We start from the raw sequence: 16,891 nt of genomic DNA on the forward strand, positions 1-16,891 counted from the left end.
CCCAGGCATACCCTAGACGTCCCAGGTTCATGGTATCATGAGAAGAAAGGAGGACGGGTATGCAGCGGCGAGTGGCTTTTGTCAGCGCTGGTGCCAACGGGGTCGGATTTGCCGTTGTTCGGACGTTGTTGGAAGCGGGCTGGGATGTCGCGTTTACGTACCGGAGCAGCCGAACTGAGGCCGAGCAGTTGGTGAACACCGCGCATGCACTGGGTGTGCGGGCGGTGGCTGTGCAAGCGGACTTGCTCGTGCAGGCGCAAGTCGAGGCAGCCGTCCGGCAAAGCCTTGCGGAGTTTGGTCGTATTGATGCGCTCGTACATAACTTCGGTCCGTTTGTGTTTGAACGGATTGCATTGGCCGATTATTCGGACGACATGTGGAGACGCATGATGGACGGCAACCTCAGCAACTTTTTATGGATGTATCGCCTCGTCGTGGACGGGATGCGCAAGCGAGCGTTCGGTCGGATTGTCACGGTCGGATTCGATGGCGCGGGGAGGGCGGCCGGCTGGCGGTATCGGGCGGCGTACGCGGCCGCTAAATCCGGCCTGGCGTCCTTGACGCGCAGTATTGCCCGGGAGGAGCGGCAGAGCGGCATCACGGCCAATATGGTTTGCCCGGGGGATGTGCGTGGGCCGTGGAAGACGCGTTTAATTCGGGAAGCCATGGTGCCCGCCGACCCGCTTTCGCGTCCTGCGGTCGGGGGAGACATCGCCCGTATCGTGGCTTTCCTTTGCCACGAGGACAGTCATCATGTCAGCGGCACGGTCACGGAGGTGACTGGCGGATACGACATTCTGGCCTATGACGATGGTCAGGACGTGGTGAACGAAGCACGCCGCTTCGCAGTCGGGGACAAGGTTTGGGTGTTCCCATGGGGTGTCGAGGCCGAGGTGGAGTCGGTAAACAAGGTCCCTAACCGCTACGCGGTCTACACAGTGCGTTCGGGATCGCGCCAAGGAACCTTCACAATGTTTCAACTCAGCTGCGGTAAGGAAACGGAGGACGGCACGGATGGCACACGTGGATAACCTGCGTCGGCATTTCCCCGCGCTGCGGCGCATCGTGTACCTGAACACGGGGAGCGCGGGGGCGCTTCCTGACGAAACGGTGCAAGCCATGACCGAGGCGATTTCGGCGCAGCTGCACGAGGGAAGACGGGGGGACCGTTATTGGCAAACGCTGGCCCAGATGCGGCAGTTGGTGCGAAGTGAATTGGCCCACCTGTTTCATGCAAAGGATGAGGCGTTTGTCCTCACGTCGAGCACGACGGAAGGGATGAACCTCGCCCTCTGGAGCATTCCCTTGGCACCGGGGGACGAGATTATCACGACCGATGTGGAGCACCCTGGAGCGGCTCTACCGGTGGCGGTGCAGCGACAGCGCAGGGGCGTCCGCGTGCGGGTGCTCGACGGCACTTTGTCCAAGGAGGAACTGTGTCACCAGTTTGAACAGGCCATCACCCCGAAGACGCGGGTTTTGGTCTGCTCCCACGTCTCGTACGCGACCGGTCGCCGTTTTCCGCTGGAATCCCTCTCGGAAATCGCGCATCGCTATGGGGTCTGGGTTGTGGTGGACGGCGCGCAGGGGGCGGGGGCGGAGGCACTCGACCTGGGGACGGTGGGGATTGACTTATACGCCTTTCCGGGACACAAGTGGTTGTGTGGCCCGCAAGGCACAGGCGCCTTGTACGTTAACCCCCGACGCCTTCAGGAGTTGGACGTCACCTTTGCGGGAACGTCGTCGCTGCGTGAAGTCACGGCATGGACACCGGACGGGCATTATCTGCCTGCGCCGACCGCAGCCCGCTTTGAGCACAGCGAAGGGGAGGTCTCCCTGTGGCTGGGTTGGTGGCAAAGTCTACACTTTCTGCGGGTCACCGCAGGTTGGGAGTATATCTTCAGCCGCACGCACGGGCTGTCCGGGCTGTTGATGGATAAACTGTTTGACCTACCGGGTGTCACAGTGGTCACGCCGCGCGACCAACGGGCGGGATTGGTGCATTTACGGTTGGATAAGGTCGACGCAAACGCTGCACTACGCGAGGCGCGGGCACGTGATATTGATATCCGCACCATTACGGACCGCGGCTTGTTGCGGGTGTCGACCGCGTTTTACAACACGGAAAATGAAGTTCAACGTTTCCTGCAGGTGATAGAGGGCCTTTGCCGCAGCTGAGGGCAACCTCCATGGCTCCTCGTATCCAGCTGCGGCGTCAGCCAAAACGCGCTATCCGGATAACCTCCGAACGGCGACCGTGTTAACGGCGGTCGTCCGGATCGTCAGACGAGGCACGGGCCACTTCGTCTGGCCGGTGCAACGCGCTGCGCAGACCGCGCGCCAAAACCCACATGAGAACGAGCGCCAGAACGATGCATCCAGCATTGTACAACGGGTGGTAAATCATCGCGGGTGCCTCCCTCCTGGGGATTCGCCGCTAACGTTTTAGGCATGAATGCGCACCGATCCGCTGTGGCTTTCGCAGTAGATGCGGGCCGCGCTTTCGATGGTCTCGCCGATTTGGAACCGCGTTGTCGATTGGCGAGGATCACTTCCGGGTTCCATCGCCTCGACCTGTGCGCGTGCGCCAGTCACTTCGACGCGCCCAAGGTCACTGCGCGCGATGCCTGAAGCGTTGGTGTCGGCAGGAATCCCGTCTATGACAATCGTGCCGTTATCCGTCTTGGCGTATACACTCCGCGTCGTGGCAGATAGACTGTCATGGATGTCGAGACTGCCGTTGCGCGCTTCGATGCGAAGCCTTTGGACCGAGCAGTGGTGGACGCGCACGCCGCCGTTGTCAGTATTCATCTGAATTTCACTAGCCGTCACACCGTCGGCGTGCAGAGGCCCGTTTTGCGAACAAACTTCGATTTTTCGCATGTCGGCCGGCACCGAGAGTTCCAGGTGCGCGCCGACAACCCCTTCTTTGGCCTCATGAAGAATGGTCAAGAGGTACGATTCGTCGCCCTGTTGGGCTTGCAACGCCTTCTCCAGCGTTTCGCGGGCGGCTGATAGGTCGTCGGCCCGGACTCGGCCGCGGATGTGAATGCGAATGTAGGACGCCTCCCAACCGACCACTTGAATCTCCCCGTCTTTCGTTTCGACATACAGGTCCTTGATGGTTGCGGGCAGGGAGATGTCCGTGCTCACAGCTAAGGTCGGGCCTTGCCCAAAGCTAAAGCTGCGGTTCAAGTTGCGCATCTCGTGTTCTAGGCTTCGGCGCGCCTCGGCCAGGGACTGACCCAACAAAGACGACAGCTGCGTACCCCACTGCGTACGCAGTTGCTTCCACTCCGCGAGGTTTTTCAGATCCAGTGTACGTCCCCGCCGCGATTGCATCTTTTCGTCGAGCGCCTGCAGCAGCTGCTCCCCTTGTTCGGCGGTCAATTTTCCTTCTTGCACCAGTTCTAAGATTTTACGACGCTCATTCATTGCGATTCTCCTCCCGGATTAATTCCATCGCCTGTTCGAAGGTGAGTTCTCCGGTGTCCAATCCGTTGAGCACCTGTTCGGTGCGCTCATCCTCAGGTACAGCCGCCACCGGGTAGCCCAACGCGCGAATGACCTGATCGAGCCGGGAGCGCACCGTCGGGTAGGAGATCTTCAAGTCTCGTTCGACCTCTTTGATGTTCCCCCGACAGCGGAGGAAGGTTTCCACAAACTGCATTTGGTCGACCGTCAAGCGCAGTAGGGCCGGAGTCGGGAAACGGCCTTGAACGCGCGTATCGCACGCGGGACAGGTCAGTTCACTGACCTCCATGACCTGCTGGCAGGCAGGGCAATGAACCGGTAAGGTACGGTCCACCTCAACCCCTCCCTTTAAAAATTTGATGTATTTCTTTCGTATTATTGATCATAAATCTTTATATATGCAAGAACCAACTTTAATGACCCGGGGTTATGTAGGGTTCGAGGTCGGTCCGCCGTAATCCTTTCGGGTAAAGGTTATTCGTGCGTCCGGGTACGCCTTTTCCCCATCCGAGTGGCCAGCCGTCGATATGGATAAGCCCCCATCCGCGCAGACCGGCATCAGGGAGGGATTCACCTCGCAGATACCGAATGGCGTCCGCCTCCTCAAGGGCAACCGCGTGTCGAGCCAGGTGGGGGATTGAGGCCATGGCCAAAGCGTGCTGCGGGTGTATACGGTTCCGTTCGCAGCTTGCCAGCCACAGCCCGGGCCGCTTTATCCGTATGGCCGCCGCCTGCAGGCGGTCGACGAGTGCCTTGTCCATCACCGCATACATCTGGTCGCAGAGGACATAGGGGTGACGCCACGAGTCGGGAACTCCCTCTGCATTGAGCCAGGCGTCAAGTTCGTCCTGCCATGCAGCTACGGACGGCTCGCGCTGGGCGAGGGGCCTGCCGCGGCGTCCAGAAAGACGCCGCCCTGACACGCGAAGAGACGGTTGCAGGCTGTCTGGCGCGGGCTGAACCTTGTCGTGGAAGCGAAAACGCGCGATGAAATGCCCTTCGCCGATTCCTTTGTGCGGCCAGAGGCGTCGGGTGTTCGAAATTTCCTCCCGGACCAAAGACGAGACTTGCCCGTCGAGCCAATCGGATCGTCCAACGTCCCAGCCGGGCCAAAGTGGCAGGGGCTCGAGAGACACCGGAAAGTGCTCCAGCACCCACGCGACCATTTGTTCGTTTTCCATCGGATTAAACGTGCAGGTGGAATAGACCAGGCGGCCGCCTGGTCGCAGCATGGAAAACGCGGCGGAGAGAATCTCCCGCTGTCGTGCGGCGCATTGAATCGGAGAATTTTCTCGCCACTCTGCGCGGGCCTCCGGGTCTTTTCGGAATATGCCTTCGCCGGAGCACGGCGCATCCACTAATATGGCGTCAAAATACGAGCCGATGGCGGCTGCCAATTGCTCGGGATAGGCCTGGGTAACGCAGGCTGGGGTGCCGCAGCGCTCCAGATTCTCAACCAGAGTACGCACACGCGCCGGATGAGGCTCATTGGCCACGAAGACACCTTGGCCCTGCATGCGGCGCGCGATATCGGTCGCCTTGCTGCCGGGGGCGGCACACAAATCCAGCACGCGCTCCCCAGGCTGTGGATTAAGGGCGGGAACCGCAGCCATCGCGGATGGTTCCTGGATGTAACAGGCGCTGGTGAGCACCCAGACGCTGCGCCCCAACGTGGAGTCGGTTGGGAGTAAGCGAGCATCTTCCCGCCAAGGAACGCGTTCCGACAGCGACCCGAGGAGGCTGGCCCCGCGACGGTCATGGATAGGGCCTTCGTTTGCAAGGCCTTTATGCATAGGGCCGTCTCCGAGGCCGGCCGCTTCGCCCGGGCGGCGTGCCACCCGGACCGCGCGTACAGGGGGGTGTTCCAGCGCGTCGCGAAAATCGGACCATTCCTCCCCAAGCAGCGGTTTCATCCGTTGTTCGAATGCTCTTGGCAACCCCTGCATGTTATACCTTCATCCTTTACGTTTTTTTGGTTCTATCGCCAGTGTTCCTCACCATACCACGCGGACAGGAAGGCCGCAATGCGTGTATACGAGCCCGGATAGGCACTCGCCCAGACGTGCTCGCATACGATTGGGTAAAGCGTGTCTTGGAAGGGGCTGGGAGACGGTGACGAGCAGCGGACCGCAAAACCTGGACGAACTGGTTGCACAGGTGCAGTGGCTGTGGGAACGTGTGTACGCGCTCGAGGCCGAACTCGCCTGGTGGCGGCAAAATGCATCGATTCGTGTCCATAAGCTCGAATATCACATCGACAAACTCGCCGTGCGCGACCTCAGCGGGACCTTGACCATCGGCATCGCCGGCGGCCGCATGGTATGGCCTCCGGGCGGGCAACTCCGCCAGGTGTCGGATGGATGGCCCGAAGCCGAAGCAGACGACGACTTTTGATCTCCGCCGTACGGATTGTCAGCTCGGCCCCCGCGCGGTATAGTGGTGCAGGGCGTGCCGTAGCTGACGCAGGCCCGCGTACGGACAGGGAAAACCCTGTGGCACCCATACTTTGGATGGAGGTGGGACTCATGGCGACGCGACCAACACGCGAACTGGTTGTGGTTCCGAATCCACATCCGGATCGGGTTTACGATGTGACCATGGAAACATCCGAATTTACGACGCTTTGTCCAATGACCGGACAACCGGACTTTGCTACCATTCGCATTCATTATCAGCCGGGGGCGCATTTGGTCGAACTCAAGTCTCTAAAGTTGTATCTGTGGAGTTTTCGCAACGAAAGTCATTATCACGAGGATGTCACGAACATCATCTTGAACGATTTCGTGGCTGCGGCCAAGCCTCGCTACGCCGAGGTGACCGCAGACTTCACGATTCGTGGCGGCATTCACACCGTAGTGCGCACAGAGTGGCGGCGGGAGCAGGAGACTGAGAACCGCTGACCGGTCTGCCGTCTGTCACATATGGTCTGAGAGGTTGTTCGGAAAGGGCTTAACGACTCCAGGTGGGTGCGCTATGCTCCTGCACAATCCTTTCGATCCGGTTCCTCGCGTCGACAAACACCACCCGCGGCGCCACGCGTTCATACTCCTCATCCAGGACCTGAGCCAACGACAGGATGATGACCTCGTCCCCGACTTGAAAGTGGCGCGCGGGTGGGCCGTTGAGGCAGACTTCTCCGGATTGCGCCGGGGCCTCAATGGCGTACGTCTGCCAGATTACCCCATTGGACAAGTTGGTGATTTGTACCATTTCGTATGGCCGAATGTCGGCCGCCGCCATCAGGTCCACGTCCAATGTGACGCTGCCCATGTAATTCAGGTCGGCGGCTGTCACGGTGGCACGATGAATCTTCCCCTTACATATCGTCCTAAGCATGTGACACCTCAATCTGAAAGCGGCCAAAATATCGATGACCGCTGAATCTGGCGGGCGGACAGAGGAGTGCCATTTTGGACGATCCGTCCACCGCGGCGTTACATTCTCATCGTGTGCGCAAGGAATGTCCAAAGTTCCGGGATTTACCGGATTGTGGGCAGGAACTTGCGTTGGGGCTAGCGAATATGGGAAGGTTGGGAAGGAGACAGACTTCATGAGGTTGTCCGAAAGGCGTCCCCCTTCCGGACACGCACTTCATCCTTTTGAGAGGACGGTTTTCGTGCGTACGTTCCAACGGCTCCACAAGCGGGCGTTCTCGGGGCTGCTGTTCACCGCCGCTTTCCTCGCAAGCACTTCCCTGTTCAGTGGCGGATTTCCGGGGACGGCACAGGCGGCGAGCTTGCAGATGAACTCCGTTGTGGGTCTGAACGGCTATTATTCAAAAGACCGGCCGGTGCCGGTCGTGCTACATATCGTCAACCCTGGACCCGCTACGTCGGCGCGCTTGCAGGTTACCGTGCATCAGAGTCTGGGCAGCGATCGTCTCATTGATGGGCGCTTGGTCTGGGATGTACGTTTGCCCGCGCATCAGGCGGTAGACCAACACATTGTGGTTCCTGGACAAGTGGTGGCCGCCGGTGCTCAGGTGGTCTGTTCGGCAAACGGGAAAACGGTCAGCACACCGCTGGGGGGCAATCCGTTCGGTCTCGTATCCCTGGTTGCCGTCGTATCCGACAAGGCGCAGGCGGCTCAGTTTCTCACCGGAAGTTCAAACGGTCAAAATGGCCAGCCCGTGCTGCCGGTACGGATTGCGCCGCGGTCGCTGCCGGATTTTCCATACTTACTAGAAGACTTGACGGCCGTTTCCATCACTCCAGAGACGCTAAGTCGTTTGAGCAACCGTCAGCGTGCTGCTCTTTCAATGTGGGTGAAATTGGGCGGTTTGCTGTTGGTAACGGGTGTGGCACCGGTCGATAAGTCCTGGCAGCAGCAATTGCCTCTGCGGCCGTCCCGGTCGCGCCAGGCGTCGGCCGACCTTTTAGCCTCCGTCATCGACGGCAGTGTCCCACCTCCAACTGGAAAGGTTACGATTTCCGGGCGCCTGACGGGGGAGGATACACAAGTCTGGGTGGGCACCCGTGCTGAGCCCTTGATCGCGGCTCGCGCGGTTGGACGCGGCATGGTAGTACAGACTTCGTTTTCGCCCTTGCAGCCGGTGGTCTTAGGGTGGCCTGGCAATGCAACGCTGTGGACCTGGGTGATTAAGAACGGCAGCGTCAAGAGCCAACGGGCGCTTCCGCCGTTAACGGGAACAGACGGGGCGCTGAACCTGGCTACGGCGAGTGATGCCTTGCCGCCGTTGCGGGTGCCGTCTCTGCGCGTCTGGGGCACGTTGTTTGCCGTTTATGCGCTGGTCGTCGGGCCCGTTTTGTTCTTTTGGCTGCGGCGGCGCAAGCGGGAAAGCTGGGCATGGATTGTGTTGCCCAGCATCAGTCTGGTGACGACTGTCGGCATCTATGGCTTCGGTATCAGTCAACGACCCAACGGCGTACTGACGGAAGGGGTTGGCGTACTCGAATTGGTCGGCGACGGCAGCGCTGAGGCATACGGCATGCGTGGCTTTATGTCACCCATGGTGACGACGGCCAGCATGACCGCTGCGCACGCATTTTACGGACTGCCTCTGGCCGAGACGAACGTGCGCACCTTGGGCAACGCCCAGGTCTCGGAGGACCATGGTGTGACCGCCCAGTTTTCGGAGGTGGGTCGCTGGGGAGTCCGTTATCTGTATGCGATTGGTGCCGTGAACCAACAGGGGCAACTGAACGCGAGTTTGGACGTCTCATTAGGGACCTTAAGTGGAATGGTCAGCAATGCGACCCCATACACCCTGGATGATGTGGCGTTGGTATGGAATCGCCATTTATACGAACTCGGTACGCTGCGGCCAGGCCAGTCGGTGACTATCGACGAGCATACCAAGGTCTTGTCCTTGGATGGCAGTTGGGTAACCACGTACGGCCGCTACAACGGTGAAATCACCCACGGAGTGGGTCGCTCCTTGGCCCAGCTGTTGGCGGCGGGCGATGGGATTAACGTGGGAGCGACCTCAGGGAGAGTGATGCTGGTCGCCACCTGCACAGCGAACACGCCGGCGATTCCGGAACTGCACACGTTGCAGAAGATTGCATCGGAGCAGCAGCTGACGGTCGTTCGTCAGTTTCAAGAAGTGACTCCCGTTTTTGCATCGAATAAGGTGATGCCCTCGTGATACGGACGCAAAACCTCGTCAAACGGTACGGGCGAGAAGTTGCCGTGAACCAATTGAACCTCACGGTTCGCAAAGGGACCGTCTTTGGCATCGTGGGGGAGAACGGGGCCGGGAAGACCACCACGCTGTCGATGTTGGCCACCCTGACCGTGCCGACTTCCGGCCAAGCGTTTATTGCCGGCTATGAGGTGAGCCATCAACCGCATGAGGTGCGGCGGGCCATCGGATATATGCCGGATTCGTTCGGGGTATACGACGAGTTGACGACGGCTGAGTATTTGCGTTTTTACGCCGACTGCTACGGGGTAGATCGGAGAACCGCGGAGAAGCGGGCGGTGAAATTGCTGGAGTGGGTCGACTTAGCCCATAAACGGGATAGTTACGTCAATGCGTTGTCGCGCGGGATGCAACAGCGTCTGGAGATTGCCCGCTGCCTGATGCACGACCCCGAGGTTCTCATCTTGGACGAGCCGTCGTCCGGTCTCGATCCGCGATCGCGCCTGGAAATGCGGTCGGTGTTGCAGCGCTTGCGCTCACTAGGTAAAACGATTCTCATCAGTTCACACATTCTGCACGAACTCGGATCGATCGCGGACGAAATTGGTATCATGCGGGGAGGGGAACTATCCGCTATCGCCTCGGTGAACGTCATGTTAGCGCACTCTGACGCGTTTCGCACGTTATGGATTACCGGTGAGGGCCCGAAAGAAGCCTGGCACGCAGCCTTCCGCGAAGACCCGCACGTGCTGGATGTGATTGACAAAAGTCCGGCGGTCGAGGTTCTCTACGGGGGGACAGTCGAACAGCAGGCGCAGTTGATGAAATCCCTGATGGACAGGGGCATCGTTCTGTACCAGTTTGCGGAACGCCCCACAGACATTGAGGAGCTGTTTTTGCGCCTGACGGACAGGGGGGAAGACCTCGATTGATGCGAGCCAACCCTTTACTGTACAAGGAATTCCGCCAGCGGATGCGGGCACGCCGCACGCCGTTGGTCGTTGCCGGATATTTCGTCTCGATGGCCGCTCTTACCTTCTTTCTACTGTACGAAAACGTGCAAGGACAACTGGTGTTTGTGCTACCAGCCCGCAGTGAACAGGTTTTTTTGCTGTTAAGCCTGCTGCAGATGACGGTGGTGGCGTTCCTCACGCCCGCGTTTGCCGCTGGCGCCATCAGCGGCGAGCGGGAACGGCGTACGTTGGCCGTCCTATTGACCACACCGCTGTCCCCGATTGGCATCTTGGTTGGTAAGGTTCTGTCTTCCAGTGCATTGCTCGCTCTGCTCTTGGTGGTTACCCTGCCGTTATACAGTCTGGTCTTCCTGTTTGGCGGAGCGGTTCCCCAGGAGGTCCTGGCGGTGTTCGGGTTTCAAATGCTCAACATTATCCTGATAGCCGCGTTGAGCGTGCTGTGGTCCACCATTGCTCTCCGATCCGGATGGAGCACGGTTCTCAGCTACGCCACGGTCGGTTTCATGGTCATCTTCACAGGCGTCGTCGGTTATGGTTTACGCCTGTTGGCCCAGAGCCCGATGGAGTTTTTTGCCATGCAGTGGTCGAACGAGCTCCTCGGTCTAAATCCGCTCTGGATTGAGGCGTCGCTGGCCGGGGTTGTCACCACCGTCTCACACGCCTGGCTACGGTTTCTTGGGTTTTACGCGGCTCTGGTGGTCGTCTTGGCCATCCCAGCCGTGTTTCGACTGCGGCCACAGCTGTGGCGGTTCCTTCCAGGCGATGAACGGAACTATCAGTAGTTGATGCGGCTGGGCAACGAAACCGCCGCCCTGCACGGGTATGTTGGAGGAAAGGAAGGTCTGAGCATGATCTACGCTTTGATCGCCGTCGCGGCGGTGTTATGTGCGGTCTGGTTGTGGCTGAATGTGATTTTGGTCAAAGACAAGGAGGATACCCCGGCGAAAAGCGGCAATCACCGAGTGCCTGTGGAACGTAGGGACGAAGCCGGGGCACAACAGCCAGTTGCACCCGCGAATACGAGTGTCGCCCCGCACCGTTTGGCTGCGGCTGGCGGAGCCCGTCCCGTTTTCAATCCAGACCTTGCCGGGCACACAGACGACGCCGACGCTAACGCCAACGACGCGCGACCGGAAGACGCGGGTGCGGTGCACAGCCCGGTTTCCACGGGGGAGCGGGCGGACGACCCGACCACATTGGACACGAGCGGATCGCCGGATGATTCGGAGGATCCGGCGGTGGCGGTATCGGACGTCGAAGTGTTGTCCCAAACTGGGTCTGGAAGTAAGTCAGTATTTCGACGCGAGAATGCTCCGTTTCGCCTGTACACCCATCGCGTACCGATGTTTGCGACGGATACGTGGCAACGTGTCTTTACTCGCCTGACGGAGGAACCATGGATTCTAGGTTGGATTGCGTTTCAAGATAAACGGGTGGGGGCAGCGGATAGCGATTATGAAGAGAGCCTGATTGCGGCGCTCTGCGAGTACTGGCAGATGGCGAACCGGCTGCGCTTGGAAGTCGGCTTGTCTTCCTTCATGGAGACCTCCATCCAGGCAGAGGAGGGTAAGGTTTGGTTGATTACCGCGGTCGATGACGCTTGGCTGGCGTTGTTCGTGGACGCGGATGCGGATCCCCGTGAACTGACCCACACGCTGCTGGATGACGTTCATCAGGACTAGTCGTTAGCTGGATAGAGGCGGCTACCCAGACCGGGCCGTGGCCTAGGTATTCAGGGTAGCGCATCAAGCTTTGTCGTAAAACCTCGCCTTACGGCTTGTCATATCTGACCTGCCCCGGACGTACAGTCTAGAGACGGACGTGCCTGGCAGGGGGGGATTGGCATGCAGGTCGTGGTGGCTATCCTGCTGGCCCTGGCAATGATTTTATTTGGGGCAGAGTTGTTTACCAATGCGGTGGAGTGGCTAGGCCGTCGACTGGGCCTCAGTCAAGGTGCTGTAGGGAGCGTCCTCGCGGCCCTGGGGACCGCATTGCCAGAGACGGCGGTCCCGATTACAGCCATTATCCTTGGTGGCGGTTCTCGGGACGCTCAGGACGTCGGTATCGGTGGTATCCTGGGCGCACCGTTCCTCTTAGCGACACTCGGGTCGCTCATTATGGCCTTGGCGGCCCTGTTGGTGCGCAGGCGCAGCTTCCCTGCGCTGGAAGTGAATCCGGTTTCGTTTCAACGCGATATGGCTTTTTTTCTTGTTGCCTATTCCCTCGCCCTGGTGGTTGGCGTCGTCAGACTCCCTCATTCCAAATCGTTCGTCCCTTGGGCTTTGATGGCGCTGTATACACTTTTTCTGTTTTTGACGCTACGGGCCCGGGATTCCGCTGAGGCATCTGGACCGATTCATCCACTCTATCTACAGGGACAGGCGCCGCTACCCATGATGCCCCATATCATGCTTCAACTGCTGTTGTCCCTGGGGCTTATTATCGGCGGCGCACATTTGCTCAGTAGCGGCGTGGAACAAATTGCAAAATGGTTGAACATCCCGCCGTTTATCTTGTCTGCCCTCTTGATTCCGCTGGCTACGGAACTCCCAGAAACCTTGAACAGTGTGGTCTGGATACACCAGGGGAAGGATACCTTAGCGGTTGGGAATATCACCGGGGCGATGGTTTTTCAAAGTACGCTCGTACCGGCTATCGGTATCCTGTTGACCCCTTGGCGACTGAACATGGACGCACAGTTGACCGGCGGCCTGACCCTGGCAGCGGCTGCTTTCGTGTTTGGCATGTTCCGGTTGCATCAGGCGCTTTCCCCGGGGGTGTTGCTGTGCGCATCCTTACTGTACTGGGTGCTCCCCCTGCAAGCGCTGGCCTTGCGTTATGACCCCCACATTGTCTACTGGGTCAGCGGCGCCCTTCTTGGCGCCATGCTGCTTTTGACCTTGGGGATGCGGGCACGCTATCGCAGTGAACCGTAGGTATGTCCAAGCCTTTCACAGGTGAGTACTACAAGCAGGCCGCACGACTGTGGTACAATGAGAGCCGCATGGCAATACATTGATGTTGCACCGTATTGCAGGGCCGTGACCGCAATATGGATGCAATGGTTTCGCGGGGGGAGATAGAATGCCGGAAGTCGTAACGGACGCGAATTTCGCTTCGTTCATTCAATCGGATAAACCGGTTCTGGTCGATTTTTGGGCGACCTGGTGCGGTCCGTGTAAGATGCTGGCACCGGTCATCGAAGATGTGGCCAAGGAGTATGCCGATAAGCTGAAGGTGGGGAAACTCGACGTCGACGAAAATCCAGAGACGACCCAGAAATTTGGGATTATGAGCGTGCCCACGGTGCTCGTGTTCAAAGGCGGCGAAGTGGTCAAGCAATTGGTCGGGTATCGTCCTAAGAGCGACATGGTTGCACAACTGGCGGACGTACTCAACTGACCGATAGTCCAAGCAGAAATCAGCCCGCAGCGGAGAAAACCTCTCCGCCTGTGGGCTGATTTTTCATGTACGCCATCGTTATCGACACAGGGTGAGTCCATCACGAGGTGGCGGACATTTCTTGAAACGCCGCCGCGCATGCAGAGAGGGTCATGTCCACGTCTGCGTCGGTGTGCGGAGCCGAGACAAACCAGGCTTCGTATTTGGATGGCGCAATGAACACACCGCGTTTGAGCAGGGCATGGAAAAATTGCGCAAACCGCTGACTGTCGGTCGCTTGTGCGTCTGCGTAGTTGCGCACCGGTTGGGTGCCGAAAAAGACGGTGAACGCCCCCTTCACACGATTGATGGTCAGGTCAATCCCTTCGCTCTTCGCAGCCGCCTGAATGCCCTCCTGCAAACGTTGCCCCAACCGGTCGAGGTGCTCGTAAAAACCGGGTTGTGACAGAACTTCCAAACAGGCTAAGCCGCTGCGCATGGAGGCCGGATTGCCAGCCATCGTCCCGGCCTGATACGCAGGCCCCAACGGGGCGACTAGCTCCATGACTTCCCGTTTGCCGCCATAGGCGCCAATCGGGAGCCCACCCCCGATAATCTTACCCAACGCGTATAAATCGGGATGGACGTCGTACAGCTGTGCGGCCGATCCGTAATGGAATCGAAACGCTGTGATGACTTCGTCGAAGATGACCAGCGCTCCGACCTGATGCGCCGCCTCAATGACGGCGGCCAAGTATCCGTCTTCGGGTGGAACAATGCCGAAATTGCCGACAATCGGTTCCACCAAGACCGCCGCCACGTCTCCCCCGTGAACTTTAAGCGCCTCAGTCAGTGCCGGCAGGTCGTTGTAGGGCACGGTTACGACCTCACCGGCCGTCGCGGCCGTGACGCCGGCGCTGTCTGGAACGCCGATGGATGACGGTCCCGACCCGGCTGCAACCAGCATCAGGTCAGAATGTCCATGATAGCACCCGGCGAACTTGATGACCTTAGTCCGGTTGGTGGCAGCACGGGCCACGCGGATGGTGGTCATGACCGCCTCCGTCCCCGAGTTGACGAAGCGAATCCGCTCTAAATCCGGGATCGCTTCGCGCAGGCGTTCCGCAAATTCCACCTCCCAGCGTGTCGGCGTCCCATACAGGATGCCATCGTAGGTGGCTTGTCGCAGCGCCTCCATCACATGCGGATGGGCATGACCGAGTATGCCGGGGCCATATGCCCCCAGATAGTCGATGTAGCGGTTGCCGTCGACGTCAAACAGGTACGCCCCTTCTCCCCTCGCCATGACAATCGGTACGCCCCCGCCAACCGATTTAAACGAGCGGGAGGGGCTGTTGACCCCCCCGATGATGACTCCTTCCGCCCGTTCGTACCAGGCGCGTGACTGCGCAATGTTCATCACGGTTGAACTCATCCTTCGCTCTCCTCCGATACCAGATAAGGGTTGATCACGCCCATGATGGTATCACACTTTGCATGCTGCAACCGCAGATGGCGCACCCTAATCCGGAAAGGAAGGTGCGGCCGGAGGTGGGGATGTGGAGCGGTCTGAGGTATTCGAACATACAGGCAGACCCATGTCGGAGCTGGTGATGGAGATTCGCGGCACGCGCATGGAGGCGGAGGCGGAGTGTATTCGCTGGCGTCCGGCGGACACGTCCTGGGCGCCGGGGGAGCGACCGGGAAGGGCAGGACTCGCGCGGAGAAATTGACAGGTTGCCAGCGTATGCGTATAATTTGCAATTAATTCTTTCTGGCAAAGTCAAACCATACGGATTTGATGACGAGGATGAGTACCGCTCTGGATGCACACAGAGAGACCTGCCTTGGCTGGAAGCAGGTTTGCAGATCGGACGGGAACGACACCTCTGAGAACCTTCTTCAACGACCTGTTAGTCAAGAGACTTCAAAGTCCGACGCACAGGTCCCAAGGGAAGGCGGCGGCGCCCGTTACGCGTACGAAAGAGGAGATATCGGGCTGATAAGCCTGGGATGTCTCAAACAGGGTGGCACCGCGGAAGGCAGCGCCTTTCGTCCCTGTCGGTTTCCGGCAGATGGACGGAGGGCGCTTTTCGTTTGACTGGTGTCGGTTTTGGATGATTTGTGCTGTAGGTCATTTCAAGGAAAGAAGGTGACGGGATGCTGGTTCAGCGCCCACGCGGCACTTCGGATGTGCTGCCGCAAGACGCGGGTGCCTGGCGTTACCTCGAAAGCGTCGTGAGGAGGACGTTTGCCGAGTACCACTACGCGGAGATCCGCACACCCATGTTTGAGCACACCGAGTTGTTTGCCCGCGGTGTTGGGGAGACCACCGATATTGTCGAAAAGGAAATGTATACATTTGATGACCGGGGCGGCCGCAGTCTCACGCTACGTCCCGAGGGCACAGCCGGCGTCATTCGTGCCTATGTGGAAAACAAGCTGTACGGACAGCCAGGCACTGTAAAGCTTTACTACATCGGGCCTATGTTTCGCTACGAAAAGCCGCAGAAGGGCCGTGAGCGACAGTTTCACCAGTACGGGTGCGAGGTCTTGGGCTCCGACGCTCCCGCGCTCGATGCAGAAGTGATTACCCTGCACCTCTATCAACTGCACGCACTTGGCATACATCAGGCGCAGGCGGTCATCAACAGTGTCGGTTGCCCGGTGTGCCGTCCACAGCACCGTGAGCAGATGCTCGAGCGGCTGCGCCCGGTCAAAGACCGGCTCTGCAAGGACTGCCAAAATCGCCTGGAGCGCAACCCATTGCGCATATTTGACTGCAAGAATGACCGCTGTCAGGCGCTGTTGCAGGAGGTGGGCGCGCCGACCATTCTCGATAAGCTCTGTCCCGAGTGCGAATCCCACTTTGCCTCGGTGCGGCACTACTTGGACGCGCTTGGCGTCTCTTATTCGGTCGATCCGTACCTCGTACGTGGGCTGGACTACTACACGCGAACGGCTTGGGAGATGAAGGTGGCTGGATTTGGTACGATTGGCGGCGGCGGCCGGTACAATTCGCTGGTGCGCGAAGTCGGGGGTCCCGAGACGCCGGGGGTCGGTTTTGCCACTGGCATCGAACGGGTACTGTTCATACTGTCCGAACAAGGTGCCCTGACGTCGATGCAGGATGAGCGCTTGGACGCTTATGTCGTGACCGCGGACGAGGAGGCCGACGTCTATGCGATGAGCGTCTTGCAGAGCTTGCGCAAAGCCGGGCTCCTCGCAGATAGGGACTATCAAGGGCGCAGCGTCAAAGCCCAATTCAAAGCAGCCGACCGGGAGCGGGCGCGCTTCGCCGTCGTCGTCGGTTCGCTGGAGCAAGAGCAGCAGCAGGTTACCGTCAAGGACCTGAATACGGGTGAGCAGACCACACTTCCATTGGTCGAGTTGGTCGAGCACATTCAGGCAGTCAAGGAGGGGCAGGCGTGAACGGTCCGACACTGATTCGATCTCA

18 protein-coding genes and 1 other annotated feature are annotated in these 16,891 nt (G+C 59.2%); of the genes, 12 read left to right on the top strand and 6 right to left on the bottom strand.

Annotation, left to right across the window (positions count from 1 at the left end; translation table 11 throughout):
- The first annotated feature begins 59 nt into the window (after positions 1-59).
- Complete coding sequence (locus H522_RS16775; RefSeq protein WP_081411748.1) at positions 60-1,031, top strand: SDR family oxidoreductase; 972 nt, start codon at positions 60-62, stop codon at positions 1,029-1,031.
- Positions 1,015-2,178 (top strand): aminotransferase class V-fold PLP-dependent enzyme, encoded by a 1,164-nt coding sequence (locus H522_RS20205; protein WP_026960875.1) that lies wholly within the window; start codon positions 1,015-1,017, stop codon positions 2,176-2,178. Before H522_RS16775 ends, H522_RS20205 begins: the two co-directional genes overlap by 17 nt.
- 82 nt (positions 2,179-2,260) lie before the next feature.
- On the opposite strand, the gene H522_RS21360 is transcribed toward H522_RS20205, so the two are convergent.
- The 4 genes from H522_RS21360 to H522_RS16785 all read right to left on the bottom strand — a co-directional run bounded on the left by H522_RS21360 (position 2,261) and on the right by H522_RS16785 (position 5,420).
- Complete coding sequence (locus tag H522_RS21360) at positions 2,261-2,407, bottom strand: hypothetical protein (protein ID WP_155836098.1); 147 nt, start codon at positions 2,405-2,407, stop codon at positions 2,261-2,263.
- Positions 2,408-2,445: 38 nt separating this feature from the next.
- Complete coding sequence (locus H522_RS0101020; protein WP_026960876.1) at positions 2,446-3,435, bottom strand: DUF4097 family beta strand repeat-containing protein; 990 nt, start codon at positions 3,433-3,435, stop codon at positions 2,446-2,448.
- The gene (locus H522_RS0101025; RefSeq protein WP_026960877.1) at positions 3,428-3,808 is read right to left on the bottom strand and encodes a DUF2089 domain-containing protein; all 381 of its coding nucleotides are present in this window, start codon (positions 3,806-3,808) and stop codon (positions 3,428-3,430) included. The genes H522_RS0101020 and H522_RS0101025 overlap by 8 nt, the downstream gene beginning before the upstream one ends.
- A 79-nt stretch (positions 3,809-3,887) precedes the next feature.
- Complete coding sequence (locus H522_RS16785; RefSeq protein ID WP_035451967.1) at positions 3,888-5,420, bottom strand: methyltransferase RsmF C-terminal domain-like protein; 1,533 nt, start codon at positions 5,418-5,420, stop codon at positions 3,888-3,890.
- Between the two features lie 166 nt (positions 5,421-5,586).
- Between H522_RS16785 and gerPC the strand changes: the two genes are divergently transcribed.
- Both gerPC and queF read left to right on the top strand, forming a co-directional pair.
- On the top strand, positions 5,587-5,868 hold the full coding sequence (gene gerPC / locus H522_RS21695; RefSeq protein ID WP_026960878.1) for a spore germination protein GerPC: 282 nt from the start codon (positions 5,587-5,589) through the stop codon (positions 5,866-5,868).
- 131 nt (positions 5,869-5,999) lie between these two features.
- Positions 6,000-6,374: a preQ(1) synthase gene (gene queF, locus H522_RS0101040; protein ID WP_026960879.1), complete on the top strand. Its 375-nt coding sequence runs from the start codon at positions 6,000-6,002 to the stop codon at positions 6,372-6,374.
- Between the two features lie 49 nt (positions 6,375-6,423).
- Here queF and panD read toward each other — a convergent pair whose 3' ends face one another.
- The gene (gene panD, locus H522_RS0101045) at positions 6,424-6,810 is read right to left on the bottom strand and encodes an aspartate 1-decarboxylase (RefSeq protein ID WP_026960880.1); all 387 of its coding nucleotides are present in this window, start codon (positions 6,808-6,810) and stop codon (positions 6,424-6,426) included.
- 280 nt (positions 6,811-7,090) lie between these two features.
- On the opposite strand from panD, the gene H522_RS0101050 reads away from it, so the two are divergent.
- The 6 genes from H522_RS0101050 to trxA all read left to right on the top strand — a co-directional run bounded on the left by H522_RS0101050 (position 7,091) and on the right by trxA (position 13,455).
- Positions 7,091-9,082, top strand: a complete 1,992-nt coding sequence (locus tag H522_RS0101050; RefSeq protein ID WP_035451970.1) for a hypothetical protein — start codon at positions 7,091-7,093, stop codon at positions 9,080-9,082.
- Positions 9,079-10,011 (top strand): ABC transporter ATP-binding protein, encoded by a 933-nt coding sequence (locus H522_RS0101055; protein ID WP_026960882.1) that lies wholly within the window; start codon positions 9,079-9,081, stop codon positions 10,009-10,011. Before H522_RS0101050 ends, H522_RS0101055 begins: the two co-directional genes overlap by 4 nt.
- On the top strand, positions 10,011-10,835 hold the full coding sequence (locus H522_RS0101060; protein ID WP_026960883.1) for an ABC transporter permease: 825 nt from the start codon (positions 10,011-10,013) through the stop codon (positions 10,833-10,835). Before H522_RS0101055 ends, H522_RS0101060 begins: the two co-directional genes overlap by 1 nt.
- A gap of 66 nt (positions 10,836-10,901) precedes the next feature.
- The gene (locus H522_RS0101065; protein ID WP_155836099.1) at positions 10,902-11,735 is read left to right on the top strand and encodes a hypothetical protein; all 834 of its coding nucleotides are present in this window, start codon (positions 10,902-10,904) and stop codon (positions 11,733-11,735) included.
- 162 nt (positions 11,736-11,897) lie between these two features.
- Positions 11,898-12,989 carry a sodium:calcium antiporter gene (locus H522_RS16790; protein ID WP_051343584.1) on the top strand — a complete coding sequence of 364 codons (1,092 nt, stop codon included), beginning with the start codon at positions 11,898-11,900 and terminating at the stop codon, positions 12,987-12,989.
- A gap of 148 nt (positions 12,990-13,137) precedes the next feature.
- Positions 13,138-13,455, top strand: coding sequence for a thioredoxin (gene trxA, locus H522_RS0101075; protein ID WP_026960885.1), 318 nt, complete (start codon positions 13,138-13,140; stop codon positions 13,453-13,455).
- 100 nt (positions 13,456-13,555) lie between these two features.
- On the opposite strand, the gene H522_RS0101080 is transcribed toward trxA, so the two are convergent.
- The gene (locus tag H522_RS0101080) at positions 13,556-14,854 is read right to left on the bottom strand and encodes a glutamate-1-semialdehyde 2,1-aminomutase (protein ID WP_026960886.1); all 1,299 of its coding nucleotides are present in this window, start codon (positions 14,852-14,854) and stop codon (positions 13,556-13,558) included.
- A gap of 139 nt (positions 14,855-14,993) precedes the next feature.
- Between H522_RS0101080 and H522_RS21365 the strand changes: the two genes are divergently transcribed.
- Together H522_RS21365 and hisS are read left to right on the top strand one after the other, a co-directional pair.
- Positions 14,994-15,167 (top strand): hypothetical protein, encoded by a 174-nt coding sequence (locus tag H522_RS21365; RefSeq protein ID WP_155836101.1) that lies wholly within the window; start codon positions 14,994-14,996, stop codon positions 15,165-15,167.
- Between the two features lie 59 nt (positions 15,168-15,226).
- Positions 15,227-15,497: a binding site (T-box leader), on the top strand.
- A gap of 97 nt (positions 15,498-15,594) precedes the next feature.
- Complete coding sequence (hisS, locus tag H522_RS0101090; protein WP_026960887.1) at positions 15,595-16,866, top strand: histidine--tRNA ligase; 1,272 nt, start codon at positions 15,595-15,597, stop codon at positions 16,864-16,866.
- Positions 16,867-16,891 lie beyond the last annotated feature (25 nt).

The sequence above is a fragment of the Alicyclobacillus herbarius DSM 13609 genome, from assembly GCF_000430585.1.
In the GTDB taxonomy this organism is placed as follows: domain Bacteria; phylum Bacillota; class Bacilli; order Alicyclobacillales; family Alicyclobacillaceae; genus Alicyclobacillus_G; species Alicyclobacillus_G herbarius.

Bases quoted from the DNA above. Each gene is read 5' to 3' on its own strand.
- panD (WP_026960880.1), bottom strand. From the start codon at position 6,810: ATGCTTAGGACGATATGTAAGGGGAAGATTCATCGTGCCACCGTGACA.
- H522_RS16775 (WP_081411748.1), top strand. From the start codon at position 60: ATGCAGCGGCGAGTGGCTTTTGTCAGCGCTGGTGCCAACGGGGTCGGA.
- H522_RS0101060 (WP_026960883.1), top strand. From the start codon at position 10,011: ATGCGAGCCAACCCTTTACTGTACAAGGAATTCCGCCAGCGGATGCGG.
- hisS (WP_026960887.1), top strand. From the start codon at position 15,595: ATGCTGGTTCAGCGCCCACGCGGCACTTCGGATGTGCTGCCGCAAGAC.
- H522_RS0101080 (WP_026960886.1), bottom strand. From the start codon at position 14,854: ATGAACATTGCGCAGTCACGCGCCTGGTACGAACGGGCGGAAGGAGTC.
- H522_RS16790 (WP_051343584.1), top strand. From the start codon at position 11,898: ATGCAGGTCGTGGTGGCTATCCTGCTGGCCCTGGCAATGATTTTATTT.
- H522_RS0101065 (WP_155836099.1), top strand. From the start codon at position 10,902: ATGATCTACGCTTTGATCGCCGTCGCGGCGGTGTTATGTGCGGTCTGG.
- trxA (WP_026960885.1), top strand. From the start codon at position 13,138: ATGCCGGAAGTCGTAACGGACGCGAATTTCGCTTCGTTCATTCAATCG.
- queF (WP_026960879.1), top strand. From the start codon at position 6,000: ATGGCGACGCGACCAACACGCGAACTGGTTGTGGTTCCGAATCCACAT.
- H522_RS16785 (WP_035451967.1), bottom strand. From the start codon at position 5,420: ATGCAGGGGTTGCCAAGAGCATTCGAACAACGGATGAAACCGCTGCTT.
- H522_RS21360 (WP_155836098.1), bottom strand. From the start codon at position 2,407: ATGATTTACCACCCGTTGTACAATGCTGGATGCATCGTTCTGGCGCTC.
- H522_RS0101020 (WP_026960876.1), bottom strand. From the start codon at position 3,435: ATGAATGAGCGTCGTAAAATCTTAGAACTGGTGCAAGAAGGAAAATTG.
- H522_RS20205 (WP_026960875.1), top strand. From the start codon at position 1,015: ATGGCACACGTGGATAACCTGCGTCGGCATTTCCCCGCGCTGCGGCGC.